At 58.2% G+C, this 14,165-nt stretch carries 14 protein-coding genes; 5 read left to right on the plus strand and 9 right to left on the minus strand.

What is annotated here, in order from left to right:
* Positions 1-52: 52 nt before the first annotated feature.
* The 5 genes from EPN96_12085 to EPN96_12105 all read left to right on the plus strand — a co-directional run bounded on the left by EPN96_12085 (position 53) and on the right by EPN96_12105 (position 2,717).
* Positions 53-415 carry a Neelaredoxin gene (locus EPN96_12085; GenBank protein ID TAL15709.1) on the plus strand — a complete coding sequence of 121 codons (363 nt, stop codon included), beginning with the start codon at positions 53-55 and terminating at the stop codon, positions 413-415.
* Between the two features lie 119 nt (positions 416-534).
* The gene (locus tag EPN96_12090) at positions 535-717 is read left to right on the plus strand and encodes a hypothetical protein (GenBank protein TAL15710.1); all 183 of its coding nucleotides are present in this window, start codon (positions 535-537) and stop codon (positions 715-717) included.
* 11 nt (positions 718-728) lie between these two features.
* Complete coding sequence (locus tag EPN96_12095) at positions 729-977, plus strand: GIY-YIG nuclease family protein (GenBank protein ID TAL15711.1); 249 nt, start codon at positions 729-731, stop codon at positions 975-977.
* Positions 978-1,114: 137 nt separating this feature from the next.
* Entirely contained in the window at positions 1,115-2,206 is a 1,092-nt protein-coding gene (gene ychF / locus EPN96_12100) for a redox-regulated ATPase YchF (GenBank protein ID TAL15712.1), read from the plus strand.
* Positions 2,207-2,498: 292 nt separating this feature from the next.
* A complete protein-coding gene (locus EPN96_12105; GenBank protein TAL15713.1) occupies positions 2,499-2,717 on the plus strand; it encodes a hypothetical protein in 219 nt (72 codons plus the stop codon).
* 611 nt (positions 2,718-3,328) lie between these two features.
* On the opposite strand, the gene EPN96_12110 is transcribed toward EPN96_12105, so the two are convergent.
* The 9 genes from EPN96_12110 to ilvB all read right to left on the minus strand — a co-directional run bounded on the left by EPN96_12110 (position 3,329) and on the right by ilvB (position 14,017).
* Positions 3,329-5,149: a histone-lysine N-methyltransferase gene (locus EPN96_12110; GenBank protein TAL15714.1), complete on the minus strand. Its 1,821-nt coding sequence runs from the start codon at positions 5,147-5,149 to the stop codon at positions 3,329-3,331.
* Positions 5,150-5,199: 50 nt separating this feature from the next.
* Positions 5,200-6,138 carry a ferrochelatase gene (gene hemH, locus EPN96_12115; protein TAL15715.1) on the minus strand — a complete coding sequence of 313 codons (939 nt, stop codon included), beginning with the start codon at positions 6,136-6,138 and terminating at the stop codon, positions 5,200-5,202.
* An 11-nt stretch (positions 6,139-6,149) separates the two neighbouring features.
* Entirely contained in the window at positions 6,150-7,241 is a 1,092-nt protein-coding gene (locus EPN96_12120; protein ID TAL15716.1) for a hypothetical protein, read from the minus strand.
* Positions 7,242-7,742 carry a 3-isopropylmalate dehydratase small subunit gene (leuD, locus tag EPN96_12125; GenBank protein TAL15717.1) on the minus strand — a complete coding sequence of 167 codons (501 nt, stop codon included), beginning with the start codon at positions 7,740-7,742 and terminating at the stop codon, positions 7,242-7,244.
* Positions 7,739-9,004 carry a 3-isopropylmalate dehydratase large subunit gene (gene leuC, locus EPN96_12130; GenBank protein ID TAL15718.1) on the minus strand — a complete coding sequence of 422 codons (1,266 nt, stop codon included), beginning with the start codon at positions 9,002-9,004 and terminating at the stop codon, positions 7,739-7,741. Before leuC ends, leuD begins: the two co-directional genes overlap by 4 nt.
* 15 nt (positions 9,005-9,019) lie before the next feature.
* Complete coding sequence (locus EPN96_12135) at positions 9,020-10,549, minus strand: 2-isopropylmalate synthase (GenBank protein TAL15719.1); 1,530 nt, start codon at positions 10,547-10,549, stop codon at positions 9,020-9,022.
* A gap of 160 nt (positions 10,550-10,709) precedes the next feature.
* On the minus strand, positions 10,710-11,723 hold the full coding sequence (ilvC, locus tag EPN96_12140; GenBank protein TAL15720.1) for a ketol-acid reductoisomerase: 1,014 nt from the start codon (positions 11,721-11,723) through the stop codon (positions 10,710-10,712).
* Positions 11,724-11,772: 49 nt separating this feature from the next.
* Entirely contained in the window at positions 11,773-12,258 is a 486-nt protein-coding gene (gene ilvN / locus EPN96_12145; protein ID TAL15721.1) for an acetolactate synthase small subunit, read from the minus strand.
* Between the two features lie 73 nt (positions 12,259-12,331).
* Complete coding sequence (ilvB, locus tag EPN96_12150; GenBank protein ID TAL15722.1) at positions 12,332-14,017, minus strand: biosynthetic-type acetolactate synthase large subunit; 1,686 nt, start codon at positions 14,015-14,017, stop codon at positions 12,332-12,334.
* Between the last annotated feature and the right edge of the window lie 148 nt (positions 14,018-14,165).

Genomic DNA, 14,165 nt, shown 5'->3' on the forward strand with positions numbered 1-14,165 from the left:
GTACTATTGCATACCGTTTTGGTTTTAATTACTTCGGAAGAGGAGATTACAGATGAGCATAGGCGCGTATTACAAATCGGCTGACTGGAAGACCGAAAAGCACGTCCCCGTAATCGACTGCCCCGACGCTTTCGCGCCGGACGCCTTCATCGACATAACCGTCACCATCGGCAAGGAGATACCCCACCCCAACACCGTCGAGCACCACATCAGGTGGGTCAACCTGTTCTTCATCTCCGACAAGGGGGTCGCCACCGACCTCGCCCGCGTCGAATTCAACGCCCACGGCGAAGGCCCCGGCTTCACCGCCTCCAAAGCCACCGTAGCGGTAAAGCTCACCGGCCCCGGCACCCTGATCGCCACCTCCTACTGCAACATCCACGGCCTCTGGGAGAGCTCGAAGACAATCTCCTAGAGTTTCAGCACGGAAACTAAAAGGCCGCCTCAAAAGGGCGGCCTTTTTCGCGCAAACGTCTTACAAAATTCTTCGATAAATGTTAGATATCAGGGAATCCTTCACCAAAAGGCGCTCAAATGACAATGAAAGCTGAAATCAAAGGCAACAAGCTTTACATCGAAATCGACCTTGAAAAGCCCACTCCCTCGGCTTCCGGCAAGACCCTTGTGGTAGCCAGCACGAGGGGCAACGCCGTCACCACGGCCCTCGTAGACGGAAAACCGGTCACAATCGGCCTCAACGCCTACATAAAGCCGTAAATCATATTTTCATGGAGTGGCAGGTCTACATCATCCTTTGCTCCGACGGCTCGCTTTACACCGGCATAACCACCGACCTGCAAAGGCGCTTTTCGGAGCATGCCGGGGGAACCGGGGCGAAGTACTTCAGGGGGCGAAAACCCGTCGAAATCGCCTTCTCCGAGGGCGGTCACACCAGAAGCACCGCCTCCCGGCGCGAATACTTCCTGAAATCCCTCTCCAGGGAAGAGAAACTGGAACTCGCAAAAACTCCCGCCTGATTTTTCTCTCTTATTTCTTACGGCCGGAAACCCTTTAACCTCTCGTTCGGGTATGTTATAAGTCCGCTCTCCAAAATGCGGGGCCGTCCTTCGCCTTCCGAACCGGTCCAAAAAAATAACATCTCACGGAGATTTAAATGGGTTTTCGCTGCGGCATAGTTGGCCTTCCCAACGTAGGCAAATCGACGCTTTTCAACGCTCTCACCCGCGCGGTTATCCCCGCGGAGAACTACCCCTTCTGCACCATTGAGCCCAACGTCGGCGTCGTGCCCATGCCCGACCCCCGGCTCGACGTTCTGGCCGGAATTGTAAAACCCCAAAGGGTTTTGCCGACGACGATGGAATTCGTCGATATCGCGGGTCTGGTCGCGGGAGCCTCAAAGGGAGAAGGGCTCGGCAACAAGTTTCTCGCCAACATCAGGGAGACCGACGCCATCGCCCACGTGGTCAGATGCTTCGAGGATCAAAACGTCGTTCACGTGGACGGCAGGATCGACCCCATCAAGGATATCGAGGTCATCAACACCGAACTTATCTTCGCCGACCTGGAAACGGTGGAAAAGGCCCTCGCCCGCCTCCAGAAACTGCTGAAGACCGGCCAGAAAGAGGTCCTGGCCCAGAAAAACCTCCTCGAACGCCTTACCGCCCACCTGGGCCGTGGCGGCATGGCCCGCTCGCTTGAGACCACCCCCGAAGAAAAGCAGCTGCTCTATCCCCTGCACCTTCTTACGATAAAGCCCACCGTCTTCATCGCGAACGTGGCTGAAAACGGCTTTACCGGCAACCCCCACCTCGCCGCCGTCTGCGAATACGCAAAGCGCGAGGGCGCGGAGATGGTGCCGGTCTGCGCCGCCGTCGAAGCCGAAATATCGCAGCTGGAGGACTCCGAAAAGGCGGAGTTTCTGGCGGACCTCGGCCTTGACGAGCCCGGCCTTAACAGGGTTATCCGGGCCGGGTACAAACTTCTCGGCCTCCAGACCTACTTCACCGCGGGCGTTAAGGAAGTGCGCGCCTGGACGACGCAGACCGGCTGCAAGGCTCCCCAGGCCGCGGCGGTAATCCACACCGATTTCGAGAAGGGGTTCATCAGGGCCGAGACGATCTCCTACGACGATTTCACCGCCTGCGGCGGCGAGCAGGGCGCAAAGGACTCAGGCAAGTGGAGGCTTGAGGGCAAGGAGTACGTCGTAAAGGACGGAGACGTGCTGCACTTTCGCTTCAACGTCTGAAACCGGGCCGCCTTAAAAGGGCGGTCTTTTTTATTTGTGTACGACGAATCAGGGAAAACGCAATCCATCAATTAAGCCCATAATATCGCAAAACCCCGTGAACCCGAAATTTCATAAGACACCAGAGTCATTGACGGAAAAATTTAACATTTTTCAGCCTGTGAACCCGTTTTGCCTCAAGATCAAAAAACTACTCCTTCGAGTGATGCGGATTGGCGAAACAAGGCGTAAAAAGGGGAACAAAATGGGCTTTTTGAACGGTATATAAGGCAAAATAGCAAAAGGAGGCGCGGTGAATTTCTGGGATATGCTTACACTTTTAATAATTATTGCAGCCTTCGGTTGTCTTGCTACTATTCAACTGCGGAACCTTTGCATTTGGGGACTTGATATTAAAAAACTGCTTACTCGCGAGGACAACCAGATTGATAAAAAACTTTTCCTTTGGTTTGTCATTCTATTTGTCGCAGGCCTGACAATGGCCTTTATCCTGAAATACACCAAAGGATAATTTGTCAGACGCTATAAATATGCATTGCCGACAAAAAACAATACTAAAAGGGGGTTTAAGTGCATTTTTGGGACTACCTGGCGTTGTTATTTTTTTTAGCCGGAGGCTGCTGTCTTGCGGCCATTCGCTTTAGAAGGAACGGAATATGGGGAATTCCAACGATCGAACAGCTGTCATCGGAGGAAAGGAAAGTTGATTTAAAACTGATTCTGGCGGCGATTGTCCTTTGGACTTTGGGAACTATCCTGGGCCTGATCCTCAAATACGGCAGGCAGTAATAGATTCCCACAAGGCGATTACCAGCATAGGTAAAACTGTATGAGTCTTTTTGAAAAGGTGACTGTTTTTATTTTTGTCGCTGCCGGCTGTTGTCTCTCCGCGATTCATCTAAGAAAAAACGGCATTTGGGGAATTCCAACGATCGAACAGCTGTCATCGGAGGAAAGGAAGGTTGATCTAAAGCTTTTTTTAGCCGCAATTATTTTGTTCGTTATCGGTATAATTTTTGCCGTGATTCTAAAATATTCACAATGAGAAGTATATTTGTCGCAAGTAAAAAAAGGGCCTGCCGAATCCGGCAGGCCCTCGTTATTTCGACTCAACGGATAAAACTACTCCTGTTCTTCCTGTCTCGCGATCTCTTCAAACCGCACGTCCATCCCGATTATCCCGACAATCTCGTCTTTCATGTCGAAGACGGGGGCGGAGACGGTTATGGTGAGCCTGCCGGTGACCTTTGAGGTGAAGAGGTCGCTTGCGGCGACCTTGCCGTCTTCGAGGGGCTTTTTGAACCACTCCCGGTCGGAGAAGCTCATCCCCTTTTCGTCGTACTCGGCGAATTTGGATCTGTCTTCGATCTGGGTGACGTTGCGCGTTATCTTGACGCCGCTAAGGTCGGTGACGTAGACGAACTGGATGAAGGGGAGCTCTTCTACCGCCGCGTCGAGCGCCTTCGTCACGCGGTCGGGCTCCATGGAGCGGACCTCGGGGTCTTCCGAGATTCTTTCCAGAATGGTGCGGCCATGCTCAAGAACGCGCTTCTTGAGGATGTCGTACTCGGAGACGAAGAGCTGGGGCATGTATTTTCTGGCCTTGCGCTGCATCTCGTCGTTGCCCATCGTTGTGTTTCTGCCCGCTTCGTACTCGCGCATGATGGACTTGTATATCTTCTGGACGCCCGGATGGCGCTTGTCCACCTTCTTGTCCTCTGCGAGGGCGAAGTGGGTGTTTATCCAGTGGGCGACGCCCGCCATGCCGGACTTGTCGGTGACGGCGACGCACATCGGGCGGTTGAGAATCTTTTTGGTGTCGAAGATGTTGTAGATCTCCTCGTCCTTGGAGATGCCGTCGATGTGTATGCCCGCTCTCGTGGTGTTGAAGTCGGAGCCGATGAAGGGCGTCGAGGGCGCTATGTAGTGGCCCAGCTCGCGCTCGTAATAGTTGCGAATCTCGGTGATGACCGCCGGGTCCATGCCGTCCTCGGTCCCCTTGAGTTCCATGTACTCTATGACAAGTCCCTCGATGGGCGGGTTGCCGGTGCGCTCGCCGAAGCCGAGCAGAGTCCCGTTGACCGCGGAACAGCCGTGCAGCCAGGCGGTGGCGCCGTTGACCAGCACCTTGTGGAAATCGTTGTGGCCATGCCATTCAAGCTGTTCGGAGGGCACTCCTGCGTGCATGCGCATCGCCCGGACAAGCTGCGCGACGGAACGGGGGAGCGCCGCGCCCGCGTAGGGAACGCCGAATCCCATCGTGTCGCACAGGCGTATCTTGACGGGAATCCCCGCCTCTTCTCCGAGCTGCATGAGTTTTCTGGCGAAGGGGACTACGAAGCCGTAGATGTCGGCGCGGGTGACGTCCTCGAAGTGGCAGCGCGGCTTCACACCTTCGGCGAGAGCCGCCGAGACCACGTCGAGGTAGTCCTTGAGGACCTGCTTTCTGGTCTTTTTCAACTTCATGTAGATGTGGTAGTCGGAGACGGAGGTGAGAATGCCCGTCTCGGCTATCCCCATCGCCTTCACCAGCTTGAAGTCTTCCTTCACCGCCCGTATCCACGAGGTTATCTCCGGGTATTTGTAGCCAAGCTCCCTGCACTTCTCCACGCCCTTGCGGTCGGTTTCGGAGTAAAGAAAAAACTCCGTCTGGCGTATTACGCCCTTCTTGCCGCCGAGCCTTGACATGAATTTGTAGAGCTGGACGATCTGTTCCACGGTGTAGGGCGCGCGCGCCTGCTGTCCGTCGCGGAAAGTCGTGTCGGTGATGAAGATATCCTCCGGCGGCTCCGGCGAGAGGATTATCCCGTCAAAGGGGGTTCTGCACACCTCCGTGTAGGGAAAGATATTCCTGTAGAGGTTGGGCTCGTCCCGCTCGAATACCTCGTCGAGGGGGAAGAGACCGGCGGGACCCGAAAGTTTCCTGAACCATTCCGCGGACATGTCAACTCCTTATCAATAAACCGGCCTTGTGGGCTTACGCCCTTGGGCCGTCACGCTCCCCGAGCCAGAAGCTCAAGCGCGCTTATAAAATCGGGTCTCACGTTCAGGGAGGGAGCGCGCCGAAACCCGGTTATCCCCAGCGAATGGGCGAGTTCCCTGTATTCCACGTCTATCTCTCGAAGCGTCTCTATGTGGTCGCTGACAAAGCTCACTGCAACCACGGTAACGTCCTTCACCCCTTCCTTCGCGAGGGAACGAAGGGCCTCCTCCATCGAGGGCGCAAGCCATTTCACCGGCCCCGCCCTTGACTGGAAGGCCAGGAGGTGTTTTTTGCCGGGGAACCTCTCCATCACCCCCGCGACGGTCGCCTTTATGTGGTCGAGGTAGGGGTCGCCGCCCTCTATAACGCTCACCGGAACGGAGTGCGCGCTAAAGAGGATGGTGGTCTCCCCCGCGCCCTCCATCGCCTCCCGAAGGCTCTCCGCCAGCGCGTCGAGGTAGGGTGGAAAATCCTGCCACGAGCGGATTACCGTCTTCGGAAGCCCGCCGAGACCTCCCTTTTCAAGGGCCTCTTCGAGGTCGGCGATGCTGGTCCCCGTGGTCGCCCTGCAGTAGTGCGGGTAGAGCGGCAGGACGACTACGCGCCCGATTCCGGCTTCCTTTGCCCTTCTGACCGCCTCCTCCGCCCTCGGATGCCAGTAGCGCATCGTGACGAAGACTTCGTAATCCTCCCCCAGTTTTTCCGCCAAGGCTTTTGCCTGCGCGGCGGTGATACCCGGAAGGGGAGATTTGCCCCCCATCGCCTCGTACTGCGCGGCGACCTTTTTCGCCCTCCTTTTGCTTATCGCCGAAGCGAGCGGCCTTTGGAGCCAGCGCGAAAGGGGAAACTTCAGTATCTCCGGGTCCGAAAAGAGATTGTAGAGAAAAGGGGCGATCGCCTCGATTGAATCCGGCCCCCCCATGTTTAGCAAAAAAATTCCTGTTTTCATAGACGGTTTCGCTATTTTGAACCGGCGTACTTTGAAACCATGAAAAAAAGCTCCATCCCGCCGTTCAAAAAGCGGGTTTCCTCTACATCCGTCCCGGCGGGAAGCGCATTTTTCGCCCCCTGCGGCGCAACCACCCCGTAGCGCCACCCCGCAAACTCTCCGGTGAGCAATTTTTTTATCTTACCATAAACCTGGCGGCTGTCGCCTATCCTGATTCCGTAGGGGGGATTGGCTATAAGAAGCCCCCTTTCGGCAGGGGGCGAAAGCTCCTCCATGTCGGCGGCCGCCACTTCGATATGTTCCGCCACCTTCGCCGCTTTTGCGGAGCTCACCGTCAGCGCGACCGCCCCGGGGTCTATGTCGGAGGCGTAGATCGGGTGCTTAGGAGAACTCCTCACCCCTTCGCGGGCGAGGGCCAACTCTTCTCCCCACGCCTTCGCGTCGAAGGAGGGAAGGCGCTCGAAGGCGAAGCTTCTGTGGAACCCCGGAGGAATGTTAAGGGCTATGAGCGCGCCTTCCACCGGGAAGGTTCCGCTTCCGCAGCAGGGGTCCAGAAGGACCTCGCTTCCGTCGTAGCCCGCGACCATCAGAAGGGCGGCGGCGAGATTCTCCCGCATCGGCGCTTCGCCGGTAAGCTTTCTGTAACCGCGCCGGTGAAGGTGCTCGCCGGTGGTGTCCAGCGAAAGCGTCGCCTTGTCGCCCGAGAGGCGCAGGTAAAGTTCCGCCCCCTCGCCCTCTTTGAGCCCCCCGGCCGATTCGCGCAGTATCTCTTCGAGCTTTCCGGTGTGATAAAGGACGGTCTTCCGGGTCGAGACGCTTACTGAGGCCCCGGCGGAAAGGTCGATAAAATCGCCCCACGGAAGGGCCTTCAGGTTGCGGGAAAGTTCTTTAAAGGAACGGGCGGGAAAGCGGGCTGCCCTCACGAGCACCCGGTTCCCCGCCCTTGACCACAGATTAACCCTGTAAACGTCCCTCCACGTTCCGGTGAAGGAGACGCCGCCCGGAAGGACCGAAACTCTCTTGAGGCCGAGTCTTTTCAGTTCTTCGGAGGCGATAGATCCGAGGTTTGGAGGAGTGGATAGAAATCCCTCCAGCTTCTCCATCTACCCGGCTTTGCCCTTGGTCTTGGCTATGTGGGCCATGAGACCGCCGTCGGCGATAAGTTCCTGCATGAAGGGAGGGATAGGAGCTACCTTGAACTCTATCCCCTTGGTATTGTTCCTGATTATCCCCGCGTCGGCGTCCACCTCTATCTCGTCGCCCTCGTCGCACTTGTCGTAGGCCTCCTCCGACTCAAAGATCGGAAGGCCCATGTTGAAGGCGTTGCGGTAGAAGATTCTCGCGAAGGATTTGGCCACCACGCAGGAGATTTTCGCCTCCTTTATGGCTATGGGGGCATGCTCCCTGCTGGAGCCGCAGCCGAAGTTCTTCCCTGCGACGATTATGTCTCCCGGCTTTATCTTTTTCATGAAGTCCGGGTCGGCGTCCTCCATGCAGTGCTTGGCCAGTTCGAGCGGATCGCTGGTGATGAGGTAGCGGGCGGGTATGATGGCGTCGGTGTCTATGTCCGAGCCGAATTTCCAGACTCTTCCAGTGAGTTTCATGTGGCGACCTCCTCGGGGGCCGCGATGCGCCCCATCACCGCAGTTGCCGCGGCCACAGCGGGGCTCGCGAGATAGACTTCGCTCTCGGGGGAGCCCATTCTGCCGACGAAGTTCCGGTTTGTGGTGGCCAGCGCCCTCTCGCCCTTCGCGAGAATGCCCATGTGGCCGCCGAGACAGGGGCCGCAGGTGGGCGTGGAGACCGCCGCGCCCGCGTCGAGGAAGATTTCCACCAGACCCTCCTTCATCGCCTGTCTGTAGATGGACTGAGTGGCGGGAATGACGATGAGGCGAAGATATTTGGCCACTTTCTTGCCCTTGATGACCGCGGCGGCCTTGCGAAGGTCGGTTATCCTGCCGTTGGTGCAAGAGCCTATGATTACCTGGTCTATCGGCACGTTCCCGGCTTCGTCCACCGAACGGGTGTTGGAGGGCAGATGGGGGAAGGAGACCTGCGGGCGAAGGCCGTTGCAGTCGATGTTGACGATCTCGGCGTACTTCGCGCCGGGGTCGGAGTTGTGGTAAACGGGGGTGCGGCGGAAGCGCCCCTCGACGTACTCTTTCGTTATCGCGTCGGGGATGAAGATGCCGTTCTTGCCGCCAGCCTCGATGGCCATGTTCGCCATCGTGAACCTGTCGTCCATCGGGAGAGCGTCGATTACCGGGCCGGTGAACTCCATCGCCCGGTAAAGGGCTCCGTCCACGCCTATCCTGCCGATGGTGTTGAGAATAAGGTCCTTGCCGTCCACGAAGGGGCCGAGCTTGCCGGTGTAGACGAACTTCATAGTCTCGGGAACCTTGAACCAGGTCTCGCCGGTGATCATCGCAGCGGCGAGATCTGTGGAGCCGACGCCGGTGGAGAAGGCCCCGAGCGCCCCGTAGGTGCAGGTGTGACTGTCGGCGCCGATTACCACGTCGCCGGGGCCGACGATGCCCTGCTCGGGCAGGAGGGCGTGCTCGACGCCCATCTCACCGGTCTCGAAGTAGTTCTCAAGGCTCTGCTCGCGGGCGAAGTCGCGGAGTATCTTGCACTGCTCGGCGGAAGCTATGTCTTTGTTGGGGGCGAAGTGATCGGGCACAAGCGCGACGCGGGTCTTGTCGAAGACCTTTCCCGCACCGGCCTTTTTGAACTCCCGTATCGCTATGGGGGCCGTGATGTCGTTCCCCAGCGCGATATCCACCTTGACGCTTATAATCTCGCCGGGAACCACGACGCTCTTTCCGGCGTGGGCGGCGAGAATCTTCTCGGTTATGGTCATTGCCATCTTATGGTTTCCTCATCACATATAGGTACCGAAGGATTTTTTCCTCCGGTGTTCCAGTTTGTTCAGGGCGCGGACGAAAGCCTTCGCGGAGGCGACCACTATGTCGGTGTCGCTCGCCTGACCGTTGGCCATGACTCCGCTCTCCTCGATGCGGACGCTAACCTCCGCCTGCGCGTCGGTTCCGCCGGTGATGGAGCTTATGTTGAAGGATTCCAGCCGCGGGTGCTTGCCGGTGAGCTTCTTTATCACCGAGAAGGCCGCGTCCACCGGGCCGTCGCCGAATTCCGCCTCCTGCCGCACCACGCCGTCTATCTCCATCTGGACGGTGGCGGTGGGAACGGTCACCGTGCCGGAGGTGACGTTCAGGTAGACGAGGCGGTAGCGGTCCGGAAGGCGAAGAACCCGCTCCGCCACGATTGCCTCGATGTCCTCGTCGTAGATGACCTTTTTCTTGTCGGCCAGCTCCTTGAAGGCGGTAAACGCCGTTTCGACCTGCTCCGGCGACAGCTCGTAGCCGAGGCCCTTCACCCTGTCCACGAAGGCGTGTCTGCCGGAGTGCTTTCCGAGCACCAGTTCGTTGGTGGAGATTCCGACCGACTCGGGGGTCATAATCTCGTAGGTGGACTTGTCCTTTAAAATTCCGTCCTGATGGATACCCGCCTCGTGGGCGAAGGCGTTTGCGCCCACTATCGCCTTGTTGGGCTGGACCGGGAGGCCGGTAATGTTGGATACGAGCCTGCTCGTGGGGTAGATGTGTTCGGTCTTTATCGAGGTCGTCACGTCGAGGAGGTTCTGGCGGACCCGAAAGGCCATTACGACCTCTTCGAGGGAGGTGTTGCCCGCCCGCTCCCCGATGCCGTTGATTGTGCACTCCACCTGCCGCGCGCCCGCCTGCACCGCCGCGACCGAGTTGGCCGTGGCGAGGCCGAGGTCGTTGTGGCAGTGGACGGAGATGATCGCCTTGTGGATGTTCGGCACCCTGCTGAAAATATCCGCTATCGTCTCCCCGAACTGCGAGGGTATCGCGTAGCCGACAGTGTCGGGAATGTTGACAGTGGTCGCCCCGGCGTCGATTACCGCCTCGATGACCCTGCAAAGGAAATCGATGTCGCTACGGCCCGCGTCCTCCGCCGAAAATTCGACGTTGGTGGTGTACTTTACGGCGTGCCTGACCGCCGCTATCGCCTGCTCCAGCACCTCTTCGGGAGACTTGCGGAGCTTGTGCAGCATGTGAATGGGCGAGGTGGCGAGAAAGGTGTGTATGCGCGGGTTGGCGCCGCCTTTGAGGGCCTCCCAGGCCCTGTCGATGTCGGCGACGCTGGCGCGGGCGAGCCCGGCGACCTGCAAACCCCTCACCTTGTCGGCGATGAGCTTCACCGATTCAAAGTCGCCCGGCGAGGAGATGGGGAAACCCGCCTCGATGATGTCCACGCCGAGGCGCTCCAGAGCCTGCGCCAGACGGAACTTTTCCTCTACGTTCATGGAAGCGCCGGGCGATTGCTCGCCGTCGCGCAGAGTTGTATCGAATATGAATACCTTGTCCATTTATTCCTCTCTTTATGAGGATGGAAACCTATATACAGCTGAAAAACGTCGCGAGCACGTAGCACGTAGGGTGCGTTAACCGCGCAAGCGGCGTAACGCACCATTACATCGGATAAATCGTCGGTGCGTTACGGCCTTACGCCTAACGCACCCTACGCTCCTAGTTCTTCGACTTGTCCACGAGACGTTTCTGGGCAAGCCACGGCATCATCGCGCGGAGCTTTCCGCCCACTTCCTCAATCTGGTGGCCTTCTCCCATCCTGCGCAGGGCCTTGAACTTCGGCGCTCCCGCCTGATTTTCAAGTATCCACTCGCGGGCGAATTCCCCGGTCTGAATCTCGCGGAGAATCTTCTTCATCTCCTCCTTGGCGGCGGCGTTGACCACGCGGGGGCCGCGGGTCAGGTCGCCGTACTCCGCCGTGTTGGAGACGGAGTAGCGCATGTTGGAGATGCCGCCCTCGTAGATGAGATCGACGATGAGCTTGGTTTCGTGAAGGCACTCGAAGTAGGCCATCTCGGGGGCGTAGCCCGCCTCGACAAGGGTCTCGAAACCAGCCTGTATGAGGGCGGAGATGCCGCCGCAGAGGACCGCCTGCTCGCCGAAAAGATCGGTTTCCGTTTCCTCTTTGAAGGTCGTTTCAATGATTCCGGCGCGGCCGCCGCCGACGCCGGAGGCGTAGGCAAGGGCCACGTCGAGGGTATCGCCGGAGGGATCGGCCGCAAGAGCCACGAGGCAGGGCACGCCCGCGCCGCGTATGTATTCCGCGCGGACGAGGTGACCCGGCCCCTTGGGGGCGCACATGAAGACGTTGACGCCCGCGGGCGGCTCGATCTGGCCGAAGTGGATTGAAAAACCGTGCGCGAAGGCAAGCGTGTCGCCGGGTTTTAGATTCCCGGCGATTTCCTCCCTGAATATCCTGCCCTGATGTTCGTCGGGCAAAAGGATCATGATAATGTCGGCCTTGGCGGAGGCCTCGGCGACGGGGTAGACCTTGAAACCGGCTGCCTTGGCCTTCTCGAAGGAGGAGCCTGGGCGAAGGCCTATAATGACTTTCAGCCCTGAATCGCGAAGGTTGTTGGCGTGGGCGTGGCCCTGGCTGCCGAAACCTATGACGGCGATCGTCTTTTTCTTGAGTATTGCAAGGTTTGCGTCTTTTTCGTAATAAACTTTCATCGGTTGCTCCTCTTGAAGGCCAAAGCCTTGAAATATTTTTCAGAAAAATTTATGCGGAAACGGAGCCGCGCTGGATAGCCACCCTTCCGGTGCGGACAATCTCCTTTATACCGAGAGGCTGGAGAAGTTCAAGAGCGGCCTTGATTTTGCCGTCGTCGCCGGTGAGCTCGATGGTGTAGGTGGAGGGCGAGACGTCCACTATCTTCCCACGGAAGATCTCTGAAAGCCGGAGTATCTCGGCCTTCGTCTTCTCGTTGGCGTTCATCTTCACAAGCACCATCTCCCTGCCGATGTAGTCGCCCATCGTCAGGTCCACGACCTTTATAACGTTCACCAGCTTGTTTAGCTGCTTGGTTATCTGCTCGATGATCTGGTCGTCGCCCCTCGTCACTATGGTCATCCGGCTGACGGTGGGGTCCATCGTCTCCGCGACCGAGAGGCTGTCGATGTTGAACCCTCTGCCGGAAAAGAGTCCGACCACCCTTGAAAGGACGCCGAATTCGTTTTCGACGGTAACAGTAATCGTATGCCTCATATCAATATCCTCTCAAAACTGCTGCGAGCCCCGTTTTGTAGCTTGCCGGCTCGACGAACTCCCGGTGATATCCTTATGCGAGTAGCATTTTGCTTAAGGCCACTCCGGCCGGGACCATCGGGTAGACGCCCTCTTCACGCGCGACCTGAAAATCCATTATGACCGGGCCGTCGTGGGCGAGTCCTTTTTCAATGACTTCCCTCACCTCTTCGGGTTTGGTGGCGCGAAGGCCGAGCGCCCCGTAGGCTTCGGCGAGCTTGACGAAATCAGGCGCGTAATCCATCACCGTGTGCGAGTAGCGCTTGCCGTAAAAAAGCTCCTGCCACTGGCGCACCATGCCGAGGTAGCGGTTGTTGAGGATAGCTATCTTCACCGGCAGCTTGTACTGAACAACGGTGGCAAGCTCCTGTATGTTCATCTGGATCGAGCCGTCGCCCGCGATGTCGATTACCGTCTTTCCGGGGAAGGCGGCCTGCGCCCCTATCGCTGCCGGGAAACCGTAACCCATCGTGCCGAGACCGCCGGAGGTCAGCCAGCACCTCGGCTTGTCGAGAGTGAAGAACTGCGCCGCCCACATCTGGTTCTGCCCGACCTCGGTGGAGATTATGCAGTCTCCCCCGGTCACTTCCCGGAGCATCTCGACGACGTACTGCGGCTTTATCTCCTCGGTTTTCTCGTAGGAGAGAGTGTGGTGCGCCCTCCACCCGGCGATTTCGTCGAGCCAGGGCTTAATCTCCTCGTCCCTGCCGGAGATGTTCTCCTTGTCTATAAGCTCAAGCCACTTCGCAAGGACCCTCTTCACGTCGCCGACGATCGGAATGTCCACCTTGACGTTCTTCGATATGGAGGTGGGGTCGATGTCCACGTGGATTATCCTGGCCCCTGGCGCAAATTCGTCCACCTTGCCGGTGACTCGGTCGTCAAACCTAGCGCCGACGGCGATGAGAAGGTCGCACTCGGTGACGGCCATGTTTGCGCAGTAGGTGCCGTGCATGCCGAGCATCCCGAGGCTAAGGGGATCGGAGCCGGGGAAGCCTCCCAGCCCCATGAGGGTCATCGTCACCGGAATGTCCAGCTTTTTGGCCAGCGCGGTGAGCTCCGCCGAGGCATTGCTGAGAATGACTCCGCCTCCCGCGTAGATAAGGGGCTTTTTCGCCTCCATTATCGCGGCGACCGCTTTCTTTATCTGGCCTGGGTGCCCCTCGTAGTTGGGGTTGTAGCCGCGAAGACTCACGCTCTCCGGGTAAGAGAACTTCGTCGAGCTGACCACCACGTCCTTGGGGAGGTCAACCAGCACCGGGCCCGGCCTGCCGCTGGCGGCGATGTAGAAGGCCTCCTTCATTATCCGTGCGAGGTCGGCCACGTCTTTCACGAGAAAATTGTGTTTGGTGCAGGGGCGGGTTATGCCGACGATGTCCGCCTCCTGAAAGGCGTCGTTGCCGATAAGCCCCGTCGGGACCTGGCCGGAGATAACCACTATCGGAATCGAATCCATGTAGGCGGTGGCGAGGCCGGTAATGGTGTTGGTAGCGCCGGGGCCGGAGGTGACGAGGGCTACCCCTACCTTGCCCGTGGCTCTGGCGAAGCCGTCCGCCGCGTGTACGGCGGCCTGCTCGTGGCGCACGAGTATGTGCCGGATGTCGGAGTCGTAAAGAACGTCGTAGATGTTCAGCACCACTCCTCCGGGGTAGCCGAAGATGGTTTCGACCCCCTCTTTCTTGAGGCACTCGATGAGGATTTCCGCTCCAGTCAGTTTCACTTTACCCTCCGGTATTCGGCCCATTCCATAAATTCGTATCAGTTATATGGTGCGTTACGCCGCTTGCGCGGCTAACACACCCTACCTTGCCCAGATTCAGTTTGTCCTTTTGACGTAAACGGCCGACTCGTCTTCCGGGCCGGCCGCT

It is taken from the genome of bacterium (assembly GCA_004322275.1).
Classification (GTDB): Bacteria; Desulfobacterota; Deferrisomatia; order Deferrisomatales; family BM512; genus SCTA01.